The organism is Synechococcus sp. CB0101 (assembly GCF_000179235.2).
GTDB lineage: Bacteria > Cyanobacteriota > Cyanobacteriia > PCC-6307 > Cyanobiaceae > Vulcanococcus.
In genome coordinates this window covers 32-13592 of the sequence record NZ_CP039373.1, presented here as the reverse complement: position 1 = coordinate 13592, position 13561 = coordinate 32, and the positions used below count along the sequence as shown (strand labels likewise).

At 63.8% G+C, this 13561-nt stretch carries 20 protein-coding genes and 1 tRNA gene; 10 read left to right on the top strand and 11 right to left on the bottom strand.

The window, feature by feature from the left end; genetic code table 11:
• Window positions 1-5: 5 nt before the first annotated feature.
• The 4 genes from CB0101_RS00105 to CB0101_RS00090 all read right to left on the bottom strand — a co-directional run bounded on the left by CB0101_RS00105 (window position 6) and on the right by CB0101_RS00090 (window position 2299).
• Complete coding sequence (locus tag CB0101_RS00105; RefSeq protein WP_010310148.1) at window positions 6-953, bottom strand: cytochrome c oxidase subunit II; 948 nt, start codon at window positions 951-953, stop codon at window positions 6-8.
• The gene (locus CB0101_RS00100; RefSeq protein ID WP_010310150.1) at window positions 950-1570 is read right to left on the bottom strand and encodes a DUF2231 domain-containing protein; all 621 of its coding nucleotides are present in this window, start codon (window positions 1568-1570) and stop codon (window positions 950-952) included. Before CB0101_RS00100 ends, CB0101_RS00105 begins: the two co-directional genes overlap by 4 nt.
• Window positions 1567-2067 (bottom strand): DUF2231 domain-containing protein, encoded by a 501-nt coding sequence (locus CB0101_RS00095; RefSeq protein ID WP_029553053.1) that lies wholly within the window; start codon window positions 2065-2067, stop codon window positions 1567-1569. Before CB0101_RS00095 ends, CB0101_RS00100 begins: the two co-directional genes overlap by 4 nt.
• Before the next feature lie 148 nt (window positions 2068-2215).
• Window positions 2216-2299: transfer RNA gene (locus CB0101_RS00090), tRNA-Leu, on the bottom strand.
• Between the two features lie 66 nt (window positions 2300-2365).
• On the opposite strand from CB0101_RS00090, the gene CB0101_RS00085 reads away from it, so the two are divergent.
• Genes CB0101_RS00085 through CB0101_RS00060 form a run of 6 tightly spaced genes read left to right on the top strand, consistent with a single transcriptional unit; the run spans window position 2366 to window position 5251 of the window.
• A complete protein-coding gene (locus CB0101_RS00085; protein ID WP_029553054.1) occupies window positions 2366-2617 on the top strand; it encodes an NAD(P)H-quinone oxidoreductase subunit L in 252 nt (83 codons plus the stop codon).
• Complete coding sequence (locus tag CB0101_RS00080; protein WP_010310159.1) at window positions 2617-2964, top strand: DUF3007 family protein; 348 nt, start codon at window positions 2617-2619, stop codon at window positions 2962-2964. The genes CB0101_RS00085 and CB0101_RS00080 overlap by 1 nt, the downstream gene beginning before the upstream one ends.
• 47 nt (window positions 2965-3011) lie before the next feature.
• Window positions 3012-3824, top strand: coding sequence for a tryptophan synthase subunit alpha (gene trpA, locus CB0101_RS00075; protein WP_010310162.1), 813 nt, complete (start codon window positions 3012-3014; stop codon window positions 3822-3824).
• Complete coding sequence (locus CB0101_RS00070; RefSeq protein ID WP_043717866.1) at window positions 3817-4590, top strand: class I SAM-dependent methyltransferase; 774 nt, start codon at window positions 3817-3819, stop codon at window positions 4588-4590. The genes trpA and CB0101_RS00070 overlap by 8 nt, the downstream gene beginning before the upstream one ends.
• A gap of 52 nt (window positions 4591-4642) precedes the next feature.
• Window positions 4643-4957 (top strand): hypothetical protein, encoded by a 315-nt coding sequence (locus CB0101_RS00065; RefSeq protein ID WP_010310168.1) that lies wholly within the window; start codon window positions 4643-4645, stop codon window positions 4955-4957.
• 27 nt (window positions 4958-4984) lie between these two features.
• Window positions 4985-5251: a YciI family protein gene (locus CB0101_RS00060; protein ID WP_010310170.1), complete on the top strand. Its 267-nt coding sequence runs from the start codon at window positions 4985-4987 to the stop codon at window positions 5249-5251.
• Between the two features lie 2 nt (window positions 5252-5253).
• On the opposite strand, the gene CB0101_RS00055 is transcribed toward CB0101_RS00060, so the two are convergent.
• Window positions 5254-5640: a c-type cytochrome gene (locus CB0101_RS00055; protein ID WP_010310172.1), complete on the bottom strand. Its 387-nt coding sequence runs from the start codon at window positions 5638-5640 to the stop codon at window positions 5254-5256.
• 13 nt (window positions 5641-5653) lie between these two features.
• On the opposite strand from CB0101_RS00055, the gene CB0101_RS00050 reads away from it, so the two are divergent.
• Both CB0101_RS00050 and CB0101_RS00045 read left to right on the top strand, forming a co-directional pair.
• Window positions 5654-6874: a DNA repair exonuclease gene (locus CB0101_RS00050; RefSeq protein WP_010310174.1), complete on the top strand. Its 1221-nt coding sequence runs from the start codon at window positions 5654-5656 to the stop codon at window positions 6872-6874.
• Window positions 6865-9597: an AAA family ATPase gene (locus CB0101_RS00045; RefSeq protein WP_010310176.1), complete on the top strand. Its 2733-nt coding sequence runs from the start codon at window positions 6865-6867 to the stop codon at window positions 9595-9597. Before CB0101_RS00050 ends, CB0101_RS00045 begins: the two co-directional genes overlap by 10 nt.
• Window positions 9598-9615: 18 nt before the next feature.
• Here the strand turns inward: CB0101_RS00045 and CB0101_RS00040 are convergent, their stop codons facing one another.
• Window positions 9616-9981 carry an AbrB family transcriptional regulator gene (locus tag CB0101_RS00040; protein ID WP_010310178.1) on the bottom strand — a complete coding sequence of 122 codons (366 nt, stop codon included), beginning with the start codon at window positions 9979-9981 and terminating at the stop codon, window positions 9616-9618.
• A 130-nt stretch (window positions 9982-10111) separates the two neighbouring features.
• Between CB0101_RS00040 and CB0101_RS00035 the strand changes: the two genes are divergently transcribed.
• Together CB0101_RS00035 and CB0101_RS00030 are read left to right on the top strand one after the other, a co-directional pair.
• Complete coding sequence (locus tag CB0101_RS00035; protein ID WP_010310180.1) at window positions 10112-10585, top strand: GNAT family N-acetyltransferase; 474 nt, start codon at window positions 10112-10114, stop codon at window positions 10583-10585.
• Window positions 10586-10589: 4 nt separating this feature from the next.
• A complete protein-coding gene (locus tag CB0101_RS00030) occupies window positions 10590-11135 on the top strand; it encodes a Nif11 domain/cupin domain-containing protein (protein WP_010310182.1) in 546 nt (181 codons plus the stop codon).
• Here the strand turns inward: CB0101_RS00030 and CB0101_RS00025 are convergent.
• The 5 genes from CB0101_RS00025 to CB0101_RS00005 all read right to left on the bottom strand — a co-directional run bounded on the left by CB0101_RS00025 (window position 11047) and on the right by CB0101_RS00005 (window position 13534).
• Complete coding sequence (locus CB0101_RS00025; RefSeq protein WP_010310184.1) at window positions 11047-11556, bottom strand: phosphate-starvation-inducible PsiE family protein; 510 nt, start codon at window positions 11554-11556, stop codon at window positions 11047-11049. The genes CB0101_RS00030 and CB0101_RS00025 overlap by 89 nt on opposite strands.
• An 11-nt stretch (window positions 11557-11567) precedes the next feature.
• Window positions 11568-11753: a hypothetical protein gene (locus CB0101_RS00020; protein ID WP_043717840.1), complete on the bottom strand. Its 186-nt coding sequence runs from the start codon at window positions 11751-11753 to the stop codon at window positions 11568-11570.
• Between the two features lie 129 nt (window positions 11754-11882).
• The gene (locus CB0101_RS00015) at window positions 11883-12212 is read right to left on the bottom strand and encodes a hypothetical protein (RefSeq protein WP_010310188.1); all 330 of its coding nucleotides are present in this window, start codon (window positions 12210-12212) and stop codon (window positions 11883-11885) included.
• Window positions 12212-12571, bottom strand: coding sequence for a DUF1232 domain-containing protein (locus tag CB0101_RS00010; RefSeq protein WP_010310191.1), 360 nt, complete (start codon window positions 12569-12571; stop codon window positions 12212-12214). The genes CB0101_RS00015 and CB0101_RS00010 overlap by 1 nt, the downstream gene beginning before the upstream one ends.
• Window positions 12572-12604: 33 nt before the next feature.
• Entirely contained in the window at window positions 12605-13534 is a 930-nt protein-coding gene (locus CB0101_RS00005) for an RNA polymerase sigma factor RpoD/SigA (protein WP_029553056.1), read from the bottom strand.
• Between the last annotated feature and the right edge of the window lie 27 nt (window positions 13535-13561).

The window sequence follows — 13561 nt, the reverse complement described above, 5'->3', positions numbered from 1 at the left end:
GTGAATCAGGCCTCGTGGGGAGCGTCAGGGGTGCCGGGGTCGTTGACCATGGGAGGAGGAGCGGGCTTCACGGTTGCCCAGCCTTTGTCGCCCTTCGCGAGGCGATCGGCATACAAGCCGGTGGCCTGGCTGAGGCCAGGCACCAGCGGGCTGCGCGCTGCCTGATCAAGCCATGCCTGGAAGGCTTCAGCTGACTGCACCACAACATCGGTTTGATTCTGGGAAAAATAAGCACCGCTGAAATGGGAATCGCGCAAGCGATAGCGGCCCTCACGCGTCGGCGTAATGCTGTACGAGATCACGCTGCCGGGGATGATGTCTTGCTTCAACCGAAACGCCGGCACGTAGAAGCCGTGGATCACATCCTCGCTGCTGAGCTGGAAATTAGCCCGCTGATCGATCGGCAGATGCAGCTCGGAGCTGCGCACGCCATTGGGATAGACAAACTCCCAATTCCACTGCCGAGCCAACACTTGAATGGGCCCGTAGCTCTGGCGAACATCCGGCCGTTCCACCGTGGTGGGACTACTGCCAGATTCCAGGTCGTACTTCTCCTTCGGCCCGAGAGCAGCCAGGGTCTCGCTCACGTGAATGGCCTGATAAGCCAGCACCATCACGAGCACGAAGGGAATCAAGGTCCAGGTGATCTCGAGCTTGGGGTTGCCCTCAATCGGTAGGCCATCACTCTCGTCGTACTTCTCGGCGCGGTTGAAGATCACGGCCCAGAGAATGAAACCAGTGCATCCCAGGAAGATGAAGGCGCCAATGCCCACTTCAACCTGAAACAAGCCATCCACATAAGGGGCCGCTGTAGAAGCCGGCACGGGCAACCAGCCCAGTGAGGCCCGGGCGATCTGGAGGCTGGCGAGGGCATCGAGCACCACCGCCACCAGCACCACCACTAGCAAGCGCACAGGCAGCCCACCCGAGGGCTTGGGAGCAGTTGAGGTCATGGCAGAGCCTCCTTGAGATCAGCACCAGCCGCCAGCAATTGATCGGCCGTGATGTGCACACCAAACTCGCTGGCCAGCCATGCACCAAGACTGCCGTGGATGCCCATCAGCAACAGAATCAAGACACCGCAGGCCAAATAGATCCAACTCACCTGCCGGCCCAGATCTTTGCGCCAAACAAAGCGCTGATAGCCCCGCCAGATGGTCATCACCACAATGATCAGCAGCAGGGCAACACCACCAACGGCGTGCCAGAGCATCGTGGAGATTGCCCCCTGCCCGAGCACGGTTTTCACACCAGGCAGGGGGACAGCCAGCAGCATCTCGTAGAAGCCTGCTGCCACCGTGAAGAAGGTGATGATGCTGCAAGCCAGCACGTTGTACCAACCCACATCGTGGAATCCGGTGCGGGTGACGGGCAGTGCCAGGAAGCGGAACACACGCTTCTCGAGGGGATAGAAGGCCCCAGCGAAATCAAACGCAATGCCGATGGAAAACAACCCGATCGTGAGATGAACGAGGTTGGGGTGAATCGGAATGCTGTAGGGAAGATCGTTGGCTCCGAGTGAGTCGACGATCTCGTTGATCGGGGAGCTGATCGCGGCGAACAGCGTCATGAGATCACTCCGCTGCGAATCGCATCAACAACCGGCACCGTGTGCAGGCCATACACCCAGACCAACTTGTCGCCCAAATACACCTGGGTGAACACCAGGGCTGCCAACAGGCCATCCACCACGAGAAATCCGCTTGGCAGCACGGTCGGGTCCTTTTGCCGCACGACGTAACGCCATCCGGTCAGAACCGCCAACACGCCCGCCAGCGACCAACCGATGGTGCTGTGGATGTTGAGGATGTCGCGGGATGCTCCGTAGGGATTGGCGAGGCCAGCCTCCACCTGGCCAAAAATGATCGCCACGAAGATCGCCACGGTGGCGACCAACAGGTTCCAGAAACTGACCTCAAACAGGTTCTGGCGTCGCGTCACGACGCCGATCAGGTCGAACACGACGCTGATCAAGGCCATGGCGATCACGAAGTGAACGACGATCGGGTGGATGACGTCGAGCCAGGGGAGGTTTTTGTCGTTGAGCGGCGGCAGCAGCTCAAGCATGGGGTTGGGCAGCACGCACTGACCCAAGGTTGGCCAGCCCATCCGGAGGCCGCACGCAGCTGTGATGATTTGCCAACTGCGTTGGCGCCAGCGCGGTACGCACGACGGAACGTCAGGCGAGGCCGACCCAATCCGGCCTATGAACCGATGGGAGCAGGGGGACTTGAACCCCCACAACGTTGCCGTCTGCGGATTTTAAGTCCGCTGCGTCTACCAATTCCGCCATGCTCCCGGCGCCGAATGCGAACCCCGCATCCAGGCGCACATCTTAGATTTGGCCAGCAACTGCCTCGCTGCCGTGCCCCTGCCTGGGTTCCTCAGCTCCCTAACGAGCGAATCACTGCTGGTGATCGGCGCCTACCTGGCCCTAGGCGGTGCCTATCTATTAGTGGTGCCTGCCGCCCTGATGGCCTGGATGGCCAAGCGCTGGACCGTGATGGGCAAGCTTGAGCGCACCGCCATCTACGGCCTGGTGTTTCTGTTCTTCCCCGGGCTGATCGTCCTTGCCCCCTTCGTGAACCTGCGCCTTCAGGGCCAAGGGCAAGTTTGATGGGCGCCGGCATCACCCGCGGCAAGGCCCTGCTGGCCGGGCTCGTGATCTTTGCGCTGGGGGGTCTGGGCTACTGGGGATTTCAAGCGGCGGGTTTGGAAGGCTTCTCAGCCGGGATCGCCGCCCAGGGTGTCTTGGTGGCTGTGGTGCTGGTGTGGACCGGCTCCTACCTGTTTCGGGTGGTGACCGGAAACATGACGTACATGGAGCAGCGGCGCCGCTACCGCTCGGCCTACGAGGCCGCCACCGACGATGAACTCCAGAAGCGCTTTGAATCCTTGAGCCCAGAGGAGCAGGAGAAGCTGCTGCGTGAACTGGGCCAACTGGAAGACACCAGTGAGCTTTAACGCTCCGCACACGACCCCATAGGCTCACGGGCAGATCCTGCGCTGCCGTGACCACCACCACCCCGATCCAGCAGCGGTTCCAACAGCTTCAAGAGCAGGGCCGCTGTGCCCTGATGCCATTTCTGATGGCGGGCGATCCGGATCTAGCCGCCACGCGCGCCGCTCTGCTCGCCCTGGAGCAAGCGGGCGCCGACATGATCGAGCTGGGGATTCCCTACAGCGATCCCCTGGCTGACGGTCCGGTGATTCAGGCAGCCGCCAGCCGGGCCCTGGGCTCAGCCACCACCCCGGGCCGGGTGTTGGAGATGCTGAGCAGCCTCAAGGGTGAGCTGCAGATCCCGGTGATCCTGTTCACCTACAGCAACCCTCTGCTCAACCGCGGCATGGAGGCCTTCTGCCGCGATGCCGCCGCTGCCGGCGCCGCCGGGCTGGTGGTGCCTGATCTCCCCCTGGAGGAAGCCGAAAAGCTCTCCGCTATCGCCACAGCCCAAGGCCTCGATCTGGTGCTGCTGGTGGCACCCACCACGCCAGCCGAGCGGATGGGCCGCATCGCTGCCGCCAGCCGTGGTTTCACCTACCTGGTGAGCGTCACCGGGGTGACGGGCGTGCGCACCAACCTGGAAAGCCGCGTTGCCGGCCTGGTGCAACAGCTCAAAGCAATGGGCCCCACCCCAGTGGCCGTGGGCTTCGGGATCTCAGGACCGGAGCAAGCGCGTCAGGTGCGCGATTGGGGCGCCGATGGAGCGATTGTGGGCAGTGCGTTGGTGAAGGTGATGGCGCAGGCCCATAGCCAGCAGCAGGATGTGGCGGCGGCGGCGGCGGCGTTCTGCCGCAGCTTGCGTTCGGCCCTGGATGACTGATCCGGCGCCTCAGCGTCCAGACCTTCTCTTTGGGGCTGTCTCGAGGGACTACGCGATTCATCGCCCCAGCTACCCAGACCATTTTTTTGAAGCCTTCGCCTCACGTTGCCCAGCTCGGGAGCGGGTGTGGGATTGCGGCTGCGGCAGCGGGCAGGCGTCGATCGCGCTCGCGCAGCACTTCGATCAGGTCGTTGCCACCGATGCCAGCGCCGCCCAACTCCAGCAGGCTCAGCCCCACGCCCGGGTGACGTATGCGGAAGCCGCAGCTCAGGCCAGTGGTCTCGAGCCCAAGAGCGTGGACGGGGTGCTGGTGGCGATGGCTGTGCACTGGTTCGCCGGCGACGCCTTCAACGCCGAAGTGCGGCGTGTGGCGCGAGCAGGTGCGGTGATGGCCTGGATCGGCTATCGGCCGTTTCAGCTGCCGCTACCGGCGTTGCAAACCCTGATCGATCACTTCTACGGCTCGGAGCTGGCACCGTGGTGGCCGCCGCAGCGGCGCTGGGTGGATCAGAGCTATGCGGGTCTGCCATTTCCCGGCGAGGAATGGGCCTTCCCTGATGACCTCTGGATCGAGCGGCAGTGGACCCTCAACGATCTCCTGGGTTATCTGAGCACCTGGTCGGCGGTGGAACAGGCGCGTCGCCATGGCTCTGATCCCCTAGCCACCCTGGTTGAGCCATTGCGTGAAGCCTGGCCGAAGCGGGGAGAGCAGCGGCTGCTGGTGCGTTGGCCGTTCATGGGCCGCTGGGGCGTGATCAGCCCTTAAGGCTTGCAAGAGCCGTCAGAATCAGACCATTCGAACCAAGCGAACCTGCCCGATGGCACACCGAACCTTGCTCACCGCTGGTCTGCTGCTGGGCGGCCTGGCCCTGGCACCCGCGGCGGCTCAGGCGGGCTGGAGCGAGTACAAATCAGCCATCTCGGAAGTGGATGCCTGCAACCAGGCCCAGTACCTGATGCCTGAGAAAGCGGTGGTGCAGGAGTTCCGCTATGCCGTGAACAGCGGCAAGAGCGGCAACAGCTTCACCTGCAAGGTGCGCTGGAGCGACAAAGCCAATGCCAAGCCCACCGATCGCCCGATCCTGTTCCCTTCACGCATCCGTCAGCCGATCTTCGCGGCGGGCTGGCTGTAGGTTGCGCGCCTGCCAAATCTTGATGCCATGCGTTTCGTGCTCTGGGGCACCTACTGCGACAACGCTCTCGAGAAGCGCACCCCTTATCGCGACGAGCATCTGGCCGGCCTGCAGCAGCAGAAGGATTCGGGAGTGCTGATCACCCTCGGCCCCACCGAGGGCAGCACCCATGTGTTTGGGATCTACGAGGCTGAGAACCAGGAGCAGGTGGAGACGCTGCTCCACAACGATGTCTACTGGCGCAACGGCATCTGGACTGAGCTGAAGGTGTACCCCTGGATTCAGGCCTTCTGAGCTCAGGCCTTCGGCCAACCGGCCAGCGCCTGTTGCCACACCCAGGCGGCCACCTCAGCCGTGCCCTCGTCGCCGAGCACCGAGCCATAGCCACTCATCTGCCCCACCCCAGCTGCCGCAATCGCAGCGATAGCGGCCTCAGAGGCACGGTTTTCGCGCTCCAGCGCCGCCAATTTGAGGGTTTTGCCGCGGCGAATGATGTTGCCGCCGTTCACATGACAACCGGCGCAGTGCTGCTCAAACAGCTGAGCCCCATCAGCCAAGGCCATCCCTGGCCACAGCAACAGAGCCGCCGCAGCGGCCAGCAGCGCTGCACCCAACCGGCGCCAACGGGGGATCAGATCAGCCACCTGGGCCTCGGCAAGGGTGTAGTCAGTCTGCAGACCCAACGGGCACGCTGAAATGGGTGCGCCTGCCGCTGCGTTGATGCTCACCCTTCTGCACAGTGCCGACTGGCAGATCGGCAAGCCCTACGCCCGCGTGCACGACCCCGACAAACGGGCCCGCCTGCGCCAGGCCCGGATCGACGCCATCGGCCGCATCGGTGCGTTGCTTGATCAGGAGCAACCCGCCTTCCTCTTGGTGGCTGGCGATCTGTTTGATTCCCCGACTCCCAGCAGCAGCGACGTGGCGGCGGTGTGCCAGGCCATCGGCAAGCTGGCGATCCCTGTTCTGGTGATTCCCGGCAACCACGACCATGGTGCGCCGGGCAGCGTGTGGCATAGCCCCTTCTTTCAAAGCGAACAGCAACGGCGCGCCCCCAACCTGCACGTGCTGCTGGAGCGCAGGCCCGTGGTGATGGAAGGCGCCGTGGTGCTGCCCTGCCCGCTGCTGCGCCGCAGCGATAGCAGCGATCCCACCGACTGGGTGCGGCACCTCGATTGGCAGCAGCTGCCGGCTGATCACCCCCGGATCCTGCTCGCCCATGGCTCGGTGCATGGCTTCGCCGCGGCCGATCTCGACGCCGATGACGACAACCCCAGCAGCGCCAACAACCGCCTGGATCTCGATGCTGCCCTGCTGGATCAACTCGATTACGTGGCCCTGGGGGATTGGCATGGCCTCAAGCAGGTGAACAGCCGCACCTGGTACAGCGGCACGCCGGAACCCGATCGCTTTCCCCGCACCGACGACTACCAAGGCGGGCAGGTGCTGAAGGTGTGCCTGCAACGGGGCGGAACACCCGTGGTGGAAGCGATGCCCACCGCAGCCCTGGAGTGGCAGCAGCTGAACGCCAACCTCAACACAGCCGGCGATCTCGAACGGCTGGAGCGCCAACTCGAGCCGCTGCTCCAGGCGGAACCGGGCCAGCAGTTGCTGCTGCTGGAGCAGAGCGGCAGCCTCAGCCTCGAGGCGCATCAGCGCTACGAGCAACTGCTCGAGCGGCTCGACGCGCAGCTGCTGCGGCTCAAACGCCGCGGCCTCATCGAGCAGCAACCCGCTCCAGAAGAACTCGAGCTGTTGCGGCAACGGGCTGAGGATCCGTTGATCGCACGCGTGGCCGGGGAGCTGCACGAGGAGCTGGAGCAGGCCACCGCCAACAACGATCCAGAGCAGCGCCAGCTGTTGCAGCTGGCGCTGGCCGAGCTGCAGCGGGCCATCGGAGCAGCCGAATGCGCCTGATCGCCTGCACGCTGCAGAACGTGCGGCGCCATCGGGCGTTGGAGCTGCACTTCGGTCGCCAGCTCACCTTGATCGCCGGTGCCAACGAAAGCGGCAAAAGCACCCTGGTGGAGGCGCTGCACAAGGCGCTTTTCCTCAGGGCCACGGCCACCGGACGCGGCGTGGAGGAGCTGCGCTCCCGCCTGCACGCCGGCTTACCGGAGGTGGAGATCCGCTTTGAAGCCGAAGCGGAGACCTGGCGGTTGCGCAAACGCTTTGCCGGCGCCAGCGGCACCTGCCAGCTGAGCAATGGCCGCGGGATCGCCCTGAGCGGCCCGGAAGCCGAAGAGCAGCTGGCACGGTTGCTGGGCTTCGAGGCGCCGGTGGAAGGGCGCCGCATCGCCCAGCTTCCCGAACGCTGGGCGCACCTCTGGGTGCGGCAGGGCGAGGCCGGGCTGAACCCATTCAGCGGCAACCAGGATCGCTACGACCACCAACGGCTGGTGGAGCAACTGCAACAACACGGCAGCCAGAACCCTCTGGAATCGGGGCTGGATCGGCAGGTGATGGACCAGATCCAGCAACAGGTGGCTGGCCTATACACGGCAACTGGCAAGGTGAAAGCCGGGTCGGCCCTGGCCGACGTGCAGCGCCGCAGCCAGGAGGCCGCCGCGGCCCTGGCCCTGGCGCAGCAGCAGGTGGCCGATCTCGAAGCGGCCATGGAGCAATGGCGCAGCATCAACGAGCGCCTGGAGACGATCGAGCGTCAACAGCGACCAGTACTGCAGCGGGAGCTGCAACTGCAGCAACAAACCCAGCTCCTGCAAGCTCAACTCGATCCGCTGCTGCAGCAGGAGAAGGAACGCCAGCAACGGCTGGCTCAACAGCAGCAGGAGCACACGGAACTGCAACAGCTTCAACAACATCTCAAGGCCGAGCTGGAGCTGCAGCACAACGACGAGACCCTGCGGCAACAGCTGCAGATCCAGGCCCAACAGGCCCAAGTTGCCGTGCAGGAACTGGGGCAACGCCAGGAGCTGCTGCAGCGCTTGCTCGATCGGCAGCAACTCAACGAGGAAGCCCGGCAACTGCGTGAGCACCAACAGCAACTCAAGGCGCTGCAGGAGCAGGCTGAAACCCTCAAGCAACAGCTTGCTGGGCTGCCGGAGATCACGGCGGAGCAGGTGCGCCAGCTCCGCCAGGCGGAACAGGCATTGGCCCAGGCCACAGCCCGATGCGAAGCGATGGCTGCTGGCGTGGAGGTGGTGGCTGCCGACCAACCGATCCGCCTCAATGGCGAAGCGCTCACCCGTGGAGATCGGCGCCGCCTCGAGACGGCGGTGCAGCTGGAGGTGGGGGACGGTGTGCGCATTCAGATCAGCCCCGGCGGCGGCGAGGCGCTCCCCCAGGCGCTGGAGCAGCAGCAAACCTGCCGCCTGAAGCTCGAGCAGCTTCAGCAGCAGCTACGGCTCACCAGCAGCGATCAAGCAGAAACCATCGAGCGGCAACGGCAAGGGTTGGAGCGGGAACTGGCCAACCTGCGCCAAGCCGCCAAAGCGATTCCCTGGGCCGGCCTGCAGCAACGGCTTGATCAACAGGAGCCGCGCCGGCAACGTCTCGACGACCACCTGGCCGCCCAAGGCCCCCTGCTCACAGCTCTGGCGGATCAGCTGGGGGTGCGCGATGTCGGCGATCTCGATCCGGCCCAGCTCCGTCACACCCTGGAAGCCCAGCGCCAGCAAAGCAGCGAGCACAGCCGCAAGCTCGAGCACTGCCAGCAACAGCTGGGCACCCTGGAGCAGGCCCAACGCAGCCGTCAAACCAACCTTGAACAACTGCGCAAGCGCAGCGGCCAGCTGGAGGGATCGCTGCAGGTGCTGGGCGAGCGCCTCCAGCAGCTGAGCGGCAACCAGCCCGTTGCGGCCGAGCTCGATAGCCAACAGCAGCAGCTCCAGGCCCTACGCCACGAACTGAACGAACTGCAAGCCGCCCGGCGGAACCGAAACCCACGACAAGCGTTTGCGGATGCAGCGCCGGAACTGGAGGCCCTCGAGCAGGAGAAGGATCGGCTGCTGAGCCAGCGCGGCCAGGCGCAACAACGCACCCAGAGCCTGGGCGCCAACAATCCCCTCGCCGAACTGGAGCAGCGACAGGCGACCTGGGAGGAAGCCGAGGCCGATCGCCGTTCCATCGAACAGCGCGGCCAGGCTTTACGCCTGTTGCTGGATCGCTTTCACAGCACCCAGAGCAATCTGGCCAACCGCTACAGCGAACCGCTGCGCGCCGCCATTGCCCCCTACCTGGCTGCGCTGGCCGATGAACCCCATCAACCGCTGCTTGCCTTCGATCCACAGCAGGGCTTCCACAATCTGCAACTGCGCCAAGGGGATGAAGCCTTCGCCTTTGAACGCTTGAGCGGCGGCATGCGGGAACAACTCGCGGCCACGGTGCGGCTAGCCATGGCCGAAGTGCTGAAACCGGCCTATGGCGATGTGTTGCCCTTGGTGTTCGACGATGCCTTCACCAATAGCGATCGGGAACGGCAGCAGGGTCTACGCAGGATGCTCGAGCGCGGCATGCAGCAAGGCATCCAGATCGTGTTGCTCACCTGCCACCCCAGCGACTACACCCCGCTACTGGATGAGGGCCAAGGCCAAGACCAGAACACGCGCAAAAAAAATCCCCCCGACCTGGTCGAGGGGATGCCTGCGGCAACAAACCGGTTGATGGTGAGCCTGGACTAACGCACCAGGCCCATTCGATCACTCTTCGTCTTCGTCGGTGCCGCCAACGGGAATCAGGCGGATCTGCTTGCGGCCGAGCTTGATTTCAAACTCATCGCCGGGCTGCAGGTCGAGCATGGCGGTATAAGCCTTGCCAATCAACAGGTTGCCGTTGCCCTGCACGGTGGCGACGTAGCTGAGCTTGCGACCGCCCTTGCCCACCTTGCTGGCACCACCCAGCTCCACGCCTTTGGCTTCCAGGAGGGCTTCGTAGAAGGCGGTGAAGTTCAGCCGCTCGCCACCATCTTTCTTGGTGGACACATAGCCACAGGCGCGGACGATCTCCGATTTACCCACATCGCCGAGCTCCTTCACCTTGGCCAGCAGATCAGATCCAGTGAGCATCGCTTGGTGACGAAATGAACAAGACAATTGCAACCTACAACATTGAGATCCGCACTGCCATCGGTTCAACCACCAACATCCCGCGACACAACGAACGACAATGGATCCCTCATCCTCCACGGGATCAAACATGTTCCGCCCGCTTCGTTCCCTGCATGGCCAGGATCACGATGCAGTGGTGGAGATCTATCGCCAGGCGGTGCTCGGTTCCACCGCTGCGCTCTACACCAGCCAGCAGCAACAAGCCTGGGCTGAACAGTGCCAAGCCCTGCGATCCCAGTTGCAGCAGGGCGAAGGTTTTGTGGTGTGCGATCAACACGATCAACCGCAGGCATTCAGCCTGCGCCTTCCCAGCGATCGTCTTGCTCTGCTCTATTGCCATCCCGCCGCGCAGCGCCATGGCTGTGGCCAGCGCTTAATTGAAGCGATCGAACACAGCGCCAAGGGCCACGGCATTCACAGCCTGCGCACGGAAGCCAGCCTGATCTCCAAACCGCTGTTCGAGCGGCTGGGCTGGCAGGTGAGCTGGCGGGAGGAGCTGCGCATCGGCGGCGTGAGCTTCGAGCGCTTTCGCATGCACAAACCACTGGGCCAGGGATACTGACCCGATGGCCGAAGCCCAGCTGCAGCAATTCCTCGAAAAGGTGCGCCAACTCAACGCCTTTGTGGCCTTGAGCGAAGCCCAACCCGCCCTGCGTGATGCTCTGCGGGCCTGCGATCAACACCATGAGGTGGTGGCCCTGGCCGCCGAGCACGGCTTTGACATCGGCAGGCGCTGGGGTGATCGCACCACAACCTCGAGCGAGCCGGCCGCGCGCACAAGCGACCAACCCAACCTGTTATCGAGCTCCTGCCCAGCTCCGGGTGAAGAACGGGTGGATCGCCTGCATGAAGGCCCCGGCTGGAGGCTGGAGCGCATCCATTCGTGCCTGGCCAGCAGCCCGGATGACTTCTGGTACGACCAACACGAAACGGAATGGGTGATGGTGCTGCGGGGGAGTGCCCAACTGCAGTTCGAGGATGAACCGCAACCGCGTGATTTATGTGTTGGCGACAGCCTGTTGATCAGCCCCCACCGGCGTCATCGGGTCGTGACGACAGATCCCCATCCAGGAACTCTCTGGCTTGCTCTCTTCTGGTGGGCAGACGCCTGACGTGGGATTGGCGCACCAGCCAATAAGCACCGGCCAACGACAACACCGCAAATCCCAAACCGATCAGATCCGCGGGATTCTTTTGCACGCCGGGCGGCATCACGATCACCTTGCGGGCCACCGCCGTGAGAGCCGTGACCAACACCAGCTCGATCTGCACCACATGCTCCCGCATGTAGGCGGTGAGGTTCTGGAGCACCTCCAGGGCGATCAGGATCACCAGCACCTGATCCAACAGACGAATCAAGCCCTCGCCCGTCCAATTGACATTGAGATCGAGGAGATCACTGCCGAGAAACAAGATGAGCTGCAGGGTCGCAACCACCAACACGGCGGTGAGCACCACGGAGAGCACCTTGGCCAGGGCACGCTCAAAAGCTGTGATCGCCCGCAGGAAGGATCGATCGTCAAACAAACGCATCAGGCCGGGGCTCAGTAGCTGAAGGGCCGGTATTGGGGTTTAGCCGGCGTGTCACCGGGGGGATTCACCACCTTGGTGTCGCAGGTGATGCTGCCGTCGGGTCCGGTGACGCAGTTCCGGGGTTCCACTTTGGTTTCAGGTCCCACATTGCTGCCGGGGCCCCAGAGAAAACTCTCCACCTGGGCCAACGCGGGCAATTCCAGCCCCCCCGATCACCAGGCCGGCAAACAACTTGAGCCCGAGGGTGGTGGGGGGCGCGAACAGGCGAGGCAACGACATGACGGCGGCGGAGCGTGCCACCACTCTGACGTGTCTACGCGGGGGCGTCAGGCTTCGCCGGCATCCAGACGGATCTCTTGCAACAGCAGATCGAGCTGTCCGAGGGAGTCGTCGAGGGACAGCGGTGGCTGATCATCCCCTTCCAGCCCTTGGTCCTCTCCCTGCCAGAGCGCTTCGATCTCACAGAGGCGTTGTGCCAGCCCCGTGAGCCCATCACGGCTATGCACCCGCGCCAGTTCCTCGAGGAGCACCGGCATGCGAATCGAGCTGGCCCGCAGCGCCCGGCGGAGATCAGCCTGGGTGCGGCCGGTGTAACGCAGCCAATCCTTCAGGAACGACTGGAGGTCATCCAGCTGCTCAGCGGTGAGCACGGCCATCAGCGTCCCAGGGGAAACCAGCGATCCAGTTTGCGCTGTGCCCGCAACCGAATCGTGTCGTTGATGTGGGTGCTGCACAAGCCAAGCAAGGCAGTGAGGGCCACCAGGTCATCGCTGAAGCCTGCGGCTGGAATGAAATCAGGAATCAAATCCAGCGGCAAGAGCAGATAGGTGAGGGCTGCGAGCATCGTCACCCGCACCTGCGGTGGGGTGTTGGCATCGAGCAGCAACTCGAGGCACTCGAGGGCGGGACGGGCAAGGGTTCGGCCCGCACGGCGCAGCAAGCGGCGCAAGGCCCCCTCATCCACTTCCGTACTGCCGAGCACCTCGGCATCAACAACGTTGGTGGACTTGGCCATCACGGGCGGAACCTCAGGGGACCAACCCTTCCATCATGGGGCGCCAACCTCCACCAGGCCTGCCTGGATGCCGGCCTTGCGCAATTTGCGCAGGGCCCGTTGCACCACCTGGCGGCAATACTCGCGGCTGCAACCCAGCAGACGCGCCACCTCCGCCAGGGTGCGCCATTCATGGCTGCCATCGAGGCCAAAACGCAACATCACCACCGTGCGCTCCTTGGGGGTGAGGTTGGATTGATCCAGCAACTTCCACACGGCTGCATTGCGCTCCGCCAGCTCGCAGCGCTCCATCGGTGGCAGATCTTCACTGGGCAACACATCCACCAGCTCCGTGGGATCCGATTTCGACTTCACCACCCCCTGCAGGCTGACGGTGACGCTGCGCAGCTCACACCCCAACAAATCCTCCACTTCCTGAACGGGAAGATCCATCGCCTCTGAGAGCTGCTGGGCGGAAGGCTGGCTGCCATGGCGCTGCAGCAGCCGGGCCTTGGCGGCCCGCAGGCGGGTGAGCTTTTCATTCACATTCACGGGGATGCGAATGGTGCGGCTCTGGGTGGAGAGGGCCCGGTTGAGTCCCTGACGGATCCACCAATAGGCATAAGTACTGAAGCGATGGCCACGGGTGGGGTCGTATTTCTCCACGGCCCGGGTGAGGCCCAGGGTGCCCTCCTGAATCAGATCAAGGAGATCCAACCCCTTCCCCTGATAACGCTTGGCCAAATTCACCACCAGGCGCAGGTTGGCGGTGATCATCTGATCTTTGGCACGCTCACCGACCCGCATCGTGCGCTTTTCGATGTCGTTGTAGGAGCAGGCTTCCCCCACACCACCAGCACTGTGGCAACGCTCATGCAACGCCACCATGGCCTGCACCTTGCGCCCCAGCATCAACTCCTGCTCAGGAGTCAATAACTGATGGCGGCCGATTTCGCCGAGGAAAGCACTCAGAGAGCTGGCCATGCAGGGTTCGATCCACTGAATTGAACC

Bases quoted from the DNA above. Each gene is read 5' to 3' on its own strand.
- CB0101_RS00105 (WP_010310148.1), bottom strand. From the start codon at position 953: ATGACCTCAACTGCTCCCAAGCCCTCGGGTGGGCTGCCTGTGCGCTTG.
- CB0101_RS00100 (WP_010310150.1), bottom strand. From the start codon at position 1,570: ATGACGCTGTTCGCCGCGATCAGCTCCCCGATCAACGAGATCGTCGAC.
- CB0101_RS00095 (WP_029553053.1), bottom strand. From the start codon at position 2,067: ATGCTTGAGCTGCTGCCGCCGCTCAACGACAAAAACCTCCCCTGGCTC.
- CB0101_RS00080 (WP_010310159.1), top strand. From the start codon at position 2,617: ATGGGCGCCGGCATCACCCGCGGCAAGGCCCTGCTGGCCGGGCTCGTG.
- CB0101_RS00070 (WP_043717866.1), top strand. From the start codon at position 3,817: ATGACTGATCCGGCGCCTCAGCGTCCAGACCTTCTCTTTGGGGCTGTC.
- CB0101_RS00065 (WP_010310168.1), top strand. From the start codon at position 4,643: ATGGCACACCGAACCTTGCTCACCGCTGGTCTGCTGCTGGGCGGCCTG.
- CB0101_RS00060 (WP_010310170.1), top strand. From the start codon at position 4,985: ATGCGTTTCGTGCTCTGGGGCACCTACTGCGACAACGCTCTCGAGAAG.
- CB0101_RS00050 (WP_010310174.1), top strand. From the start codon at position 5,654: ATGGGTGCGCCTGCCGCTGCGTTGATGCTCACCCTTCTGCACAGTGCC.
- CB0101_RS00045 (WP_010310176.1), top strand. From the start codon at position 6,865: ATGCGCCTGATCGCCTGCACGCTGCAGAACGTGCGGCGCCATCGGGCG.
- CB0101_RS00040 (WP_010310178.1), bottom strand. From the start codon at position 9,981: ATGCTCACTGGATCTGATCTGCTGGCCAAGGTGAAGGAGCTCGGCGAT.
- CB0101_RS00035 (WP_010310180.1), top strand. From the start codon at position 10,112: ATGTTCCGCCCGCTTCGTTCCCTGCATGGCCAGGATCACGATGCAGTG.
- CB0101_RS00030 (WP_010310182.1), top strand. From the start codon at position 10,590: ATGGCCGAAGCCCAGCTGCAGCAATTCCTCGAAAAGGTGCGCCAACTC.
- CB0101_RS00025 (WP_010310184.1), bottom strand. From the start codon at position 11,556: ATGCGTTTGTTTGACGATCGATCCTTCCTGCGGGCGATCACAGCTTTT.
- CB0101_RS00015 (WP_010310188.1), bottom strand. From the start codon at position 12,212: ATGGCCGTGCTCACCGCTGAGCAGCTGGATGACCTCCAGTCGTTCCTG.
- CB0101_RS00010 (WP_010310191.1), bottom strand. From the start codon at position 12,571: ATGGCCAAGTCCACCAACGTTGTTGATGCCGAGGTGCTCGGCAGTACG.
- CB0101_RS00005 (WP_029553056.1), bottom strand. From the start codon at position 13,534: ATGGCCAGCTCTCTGAGTGCTTTCCTCGGCGAAATCGGCCGCCATCAG.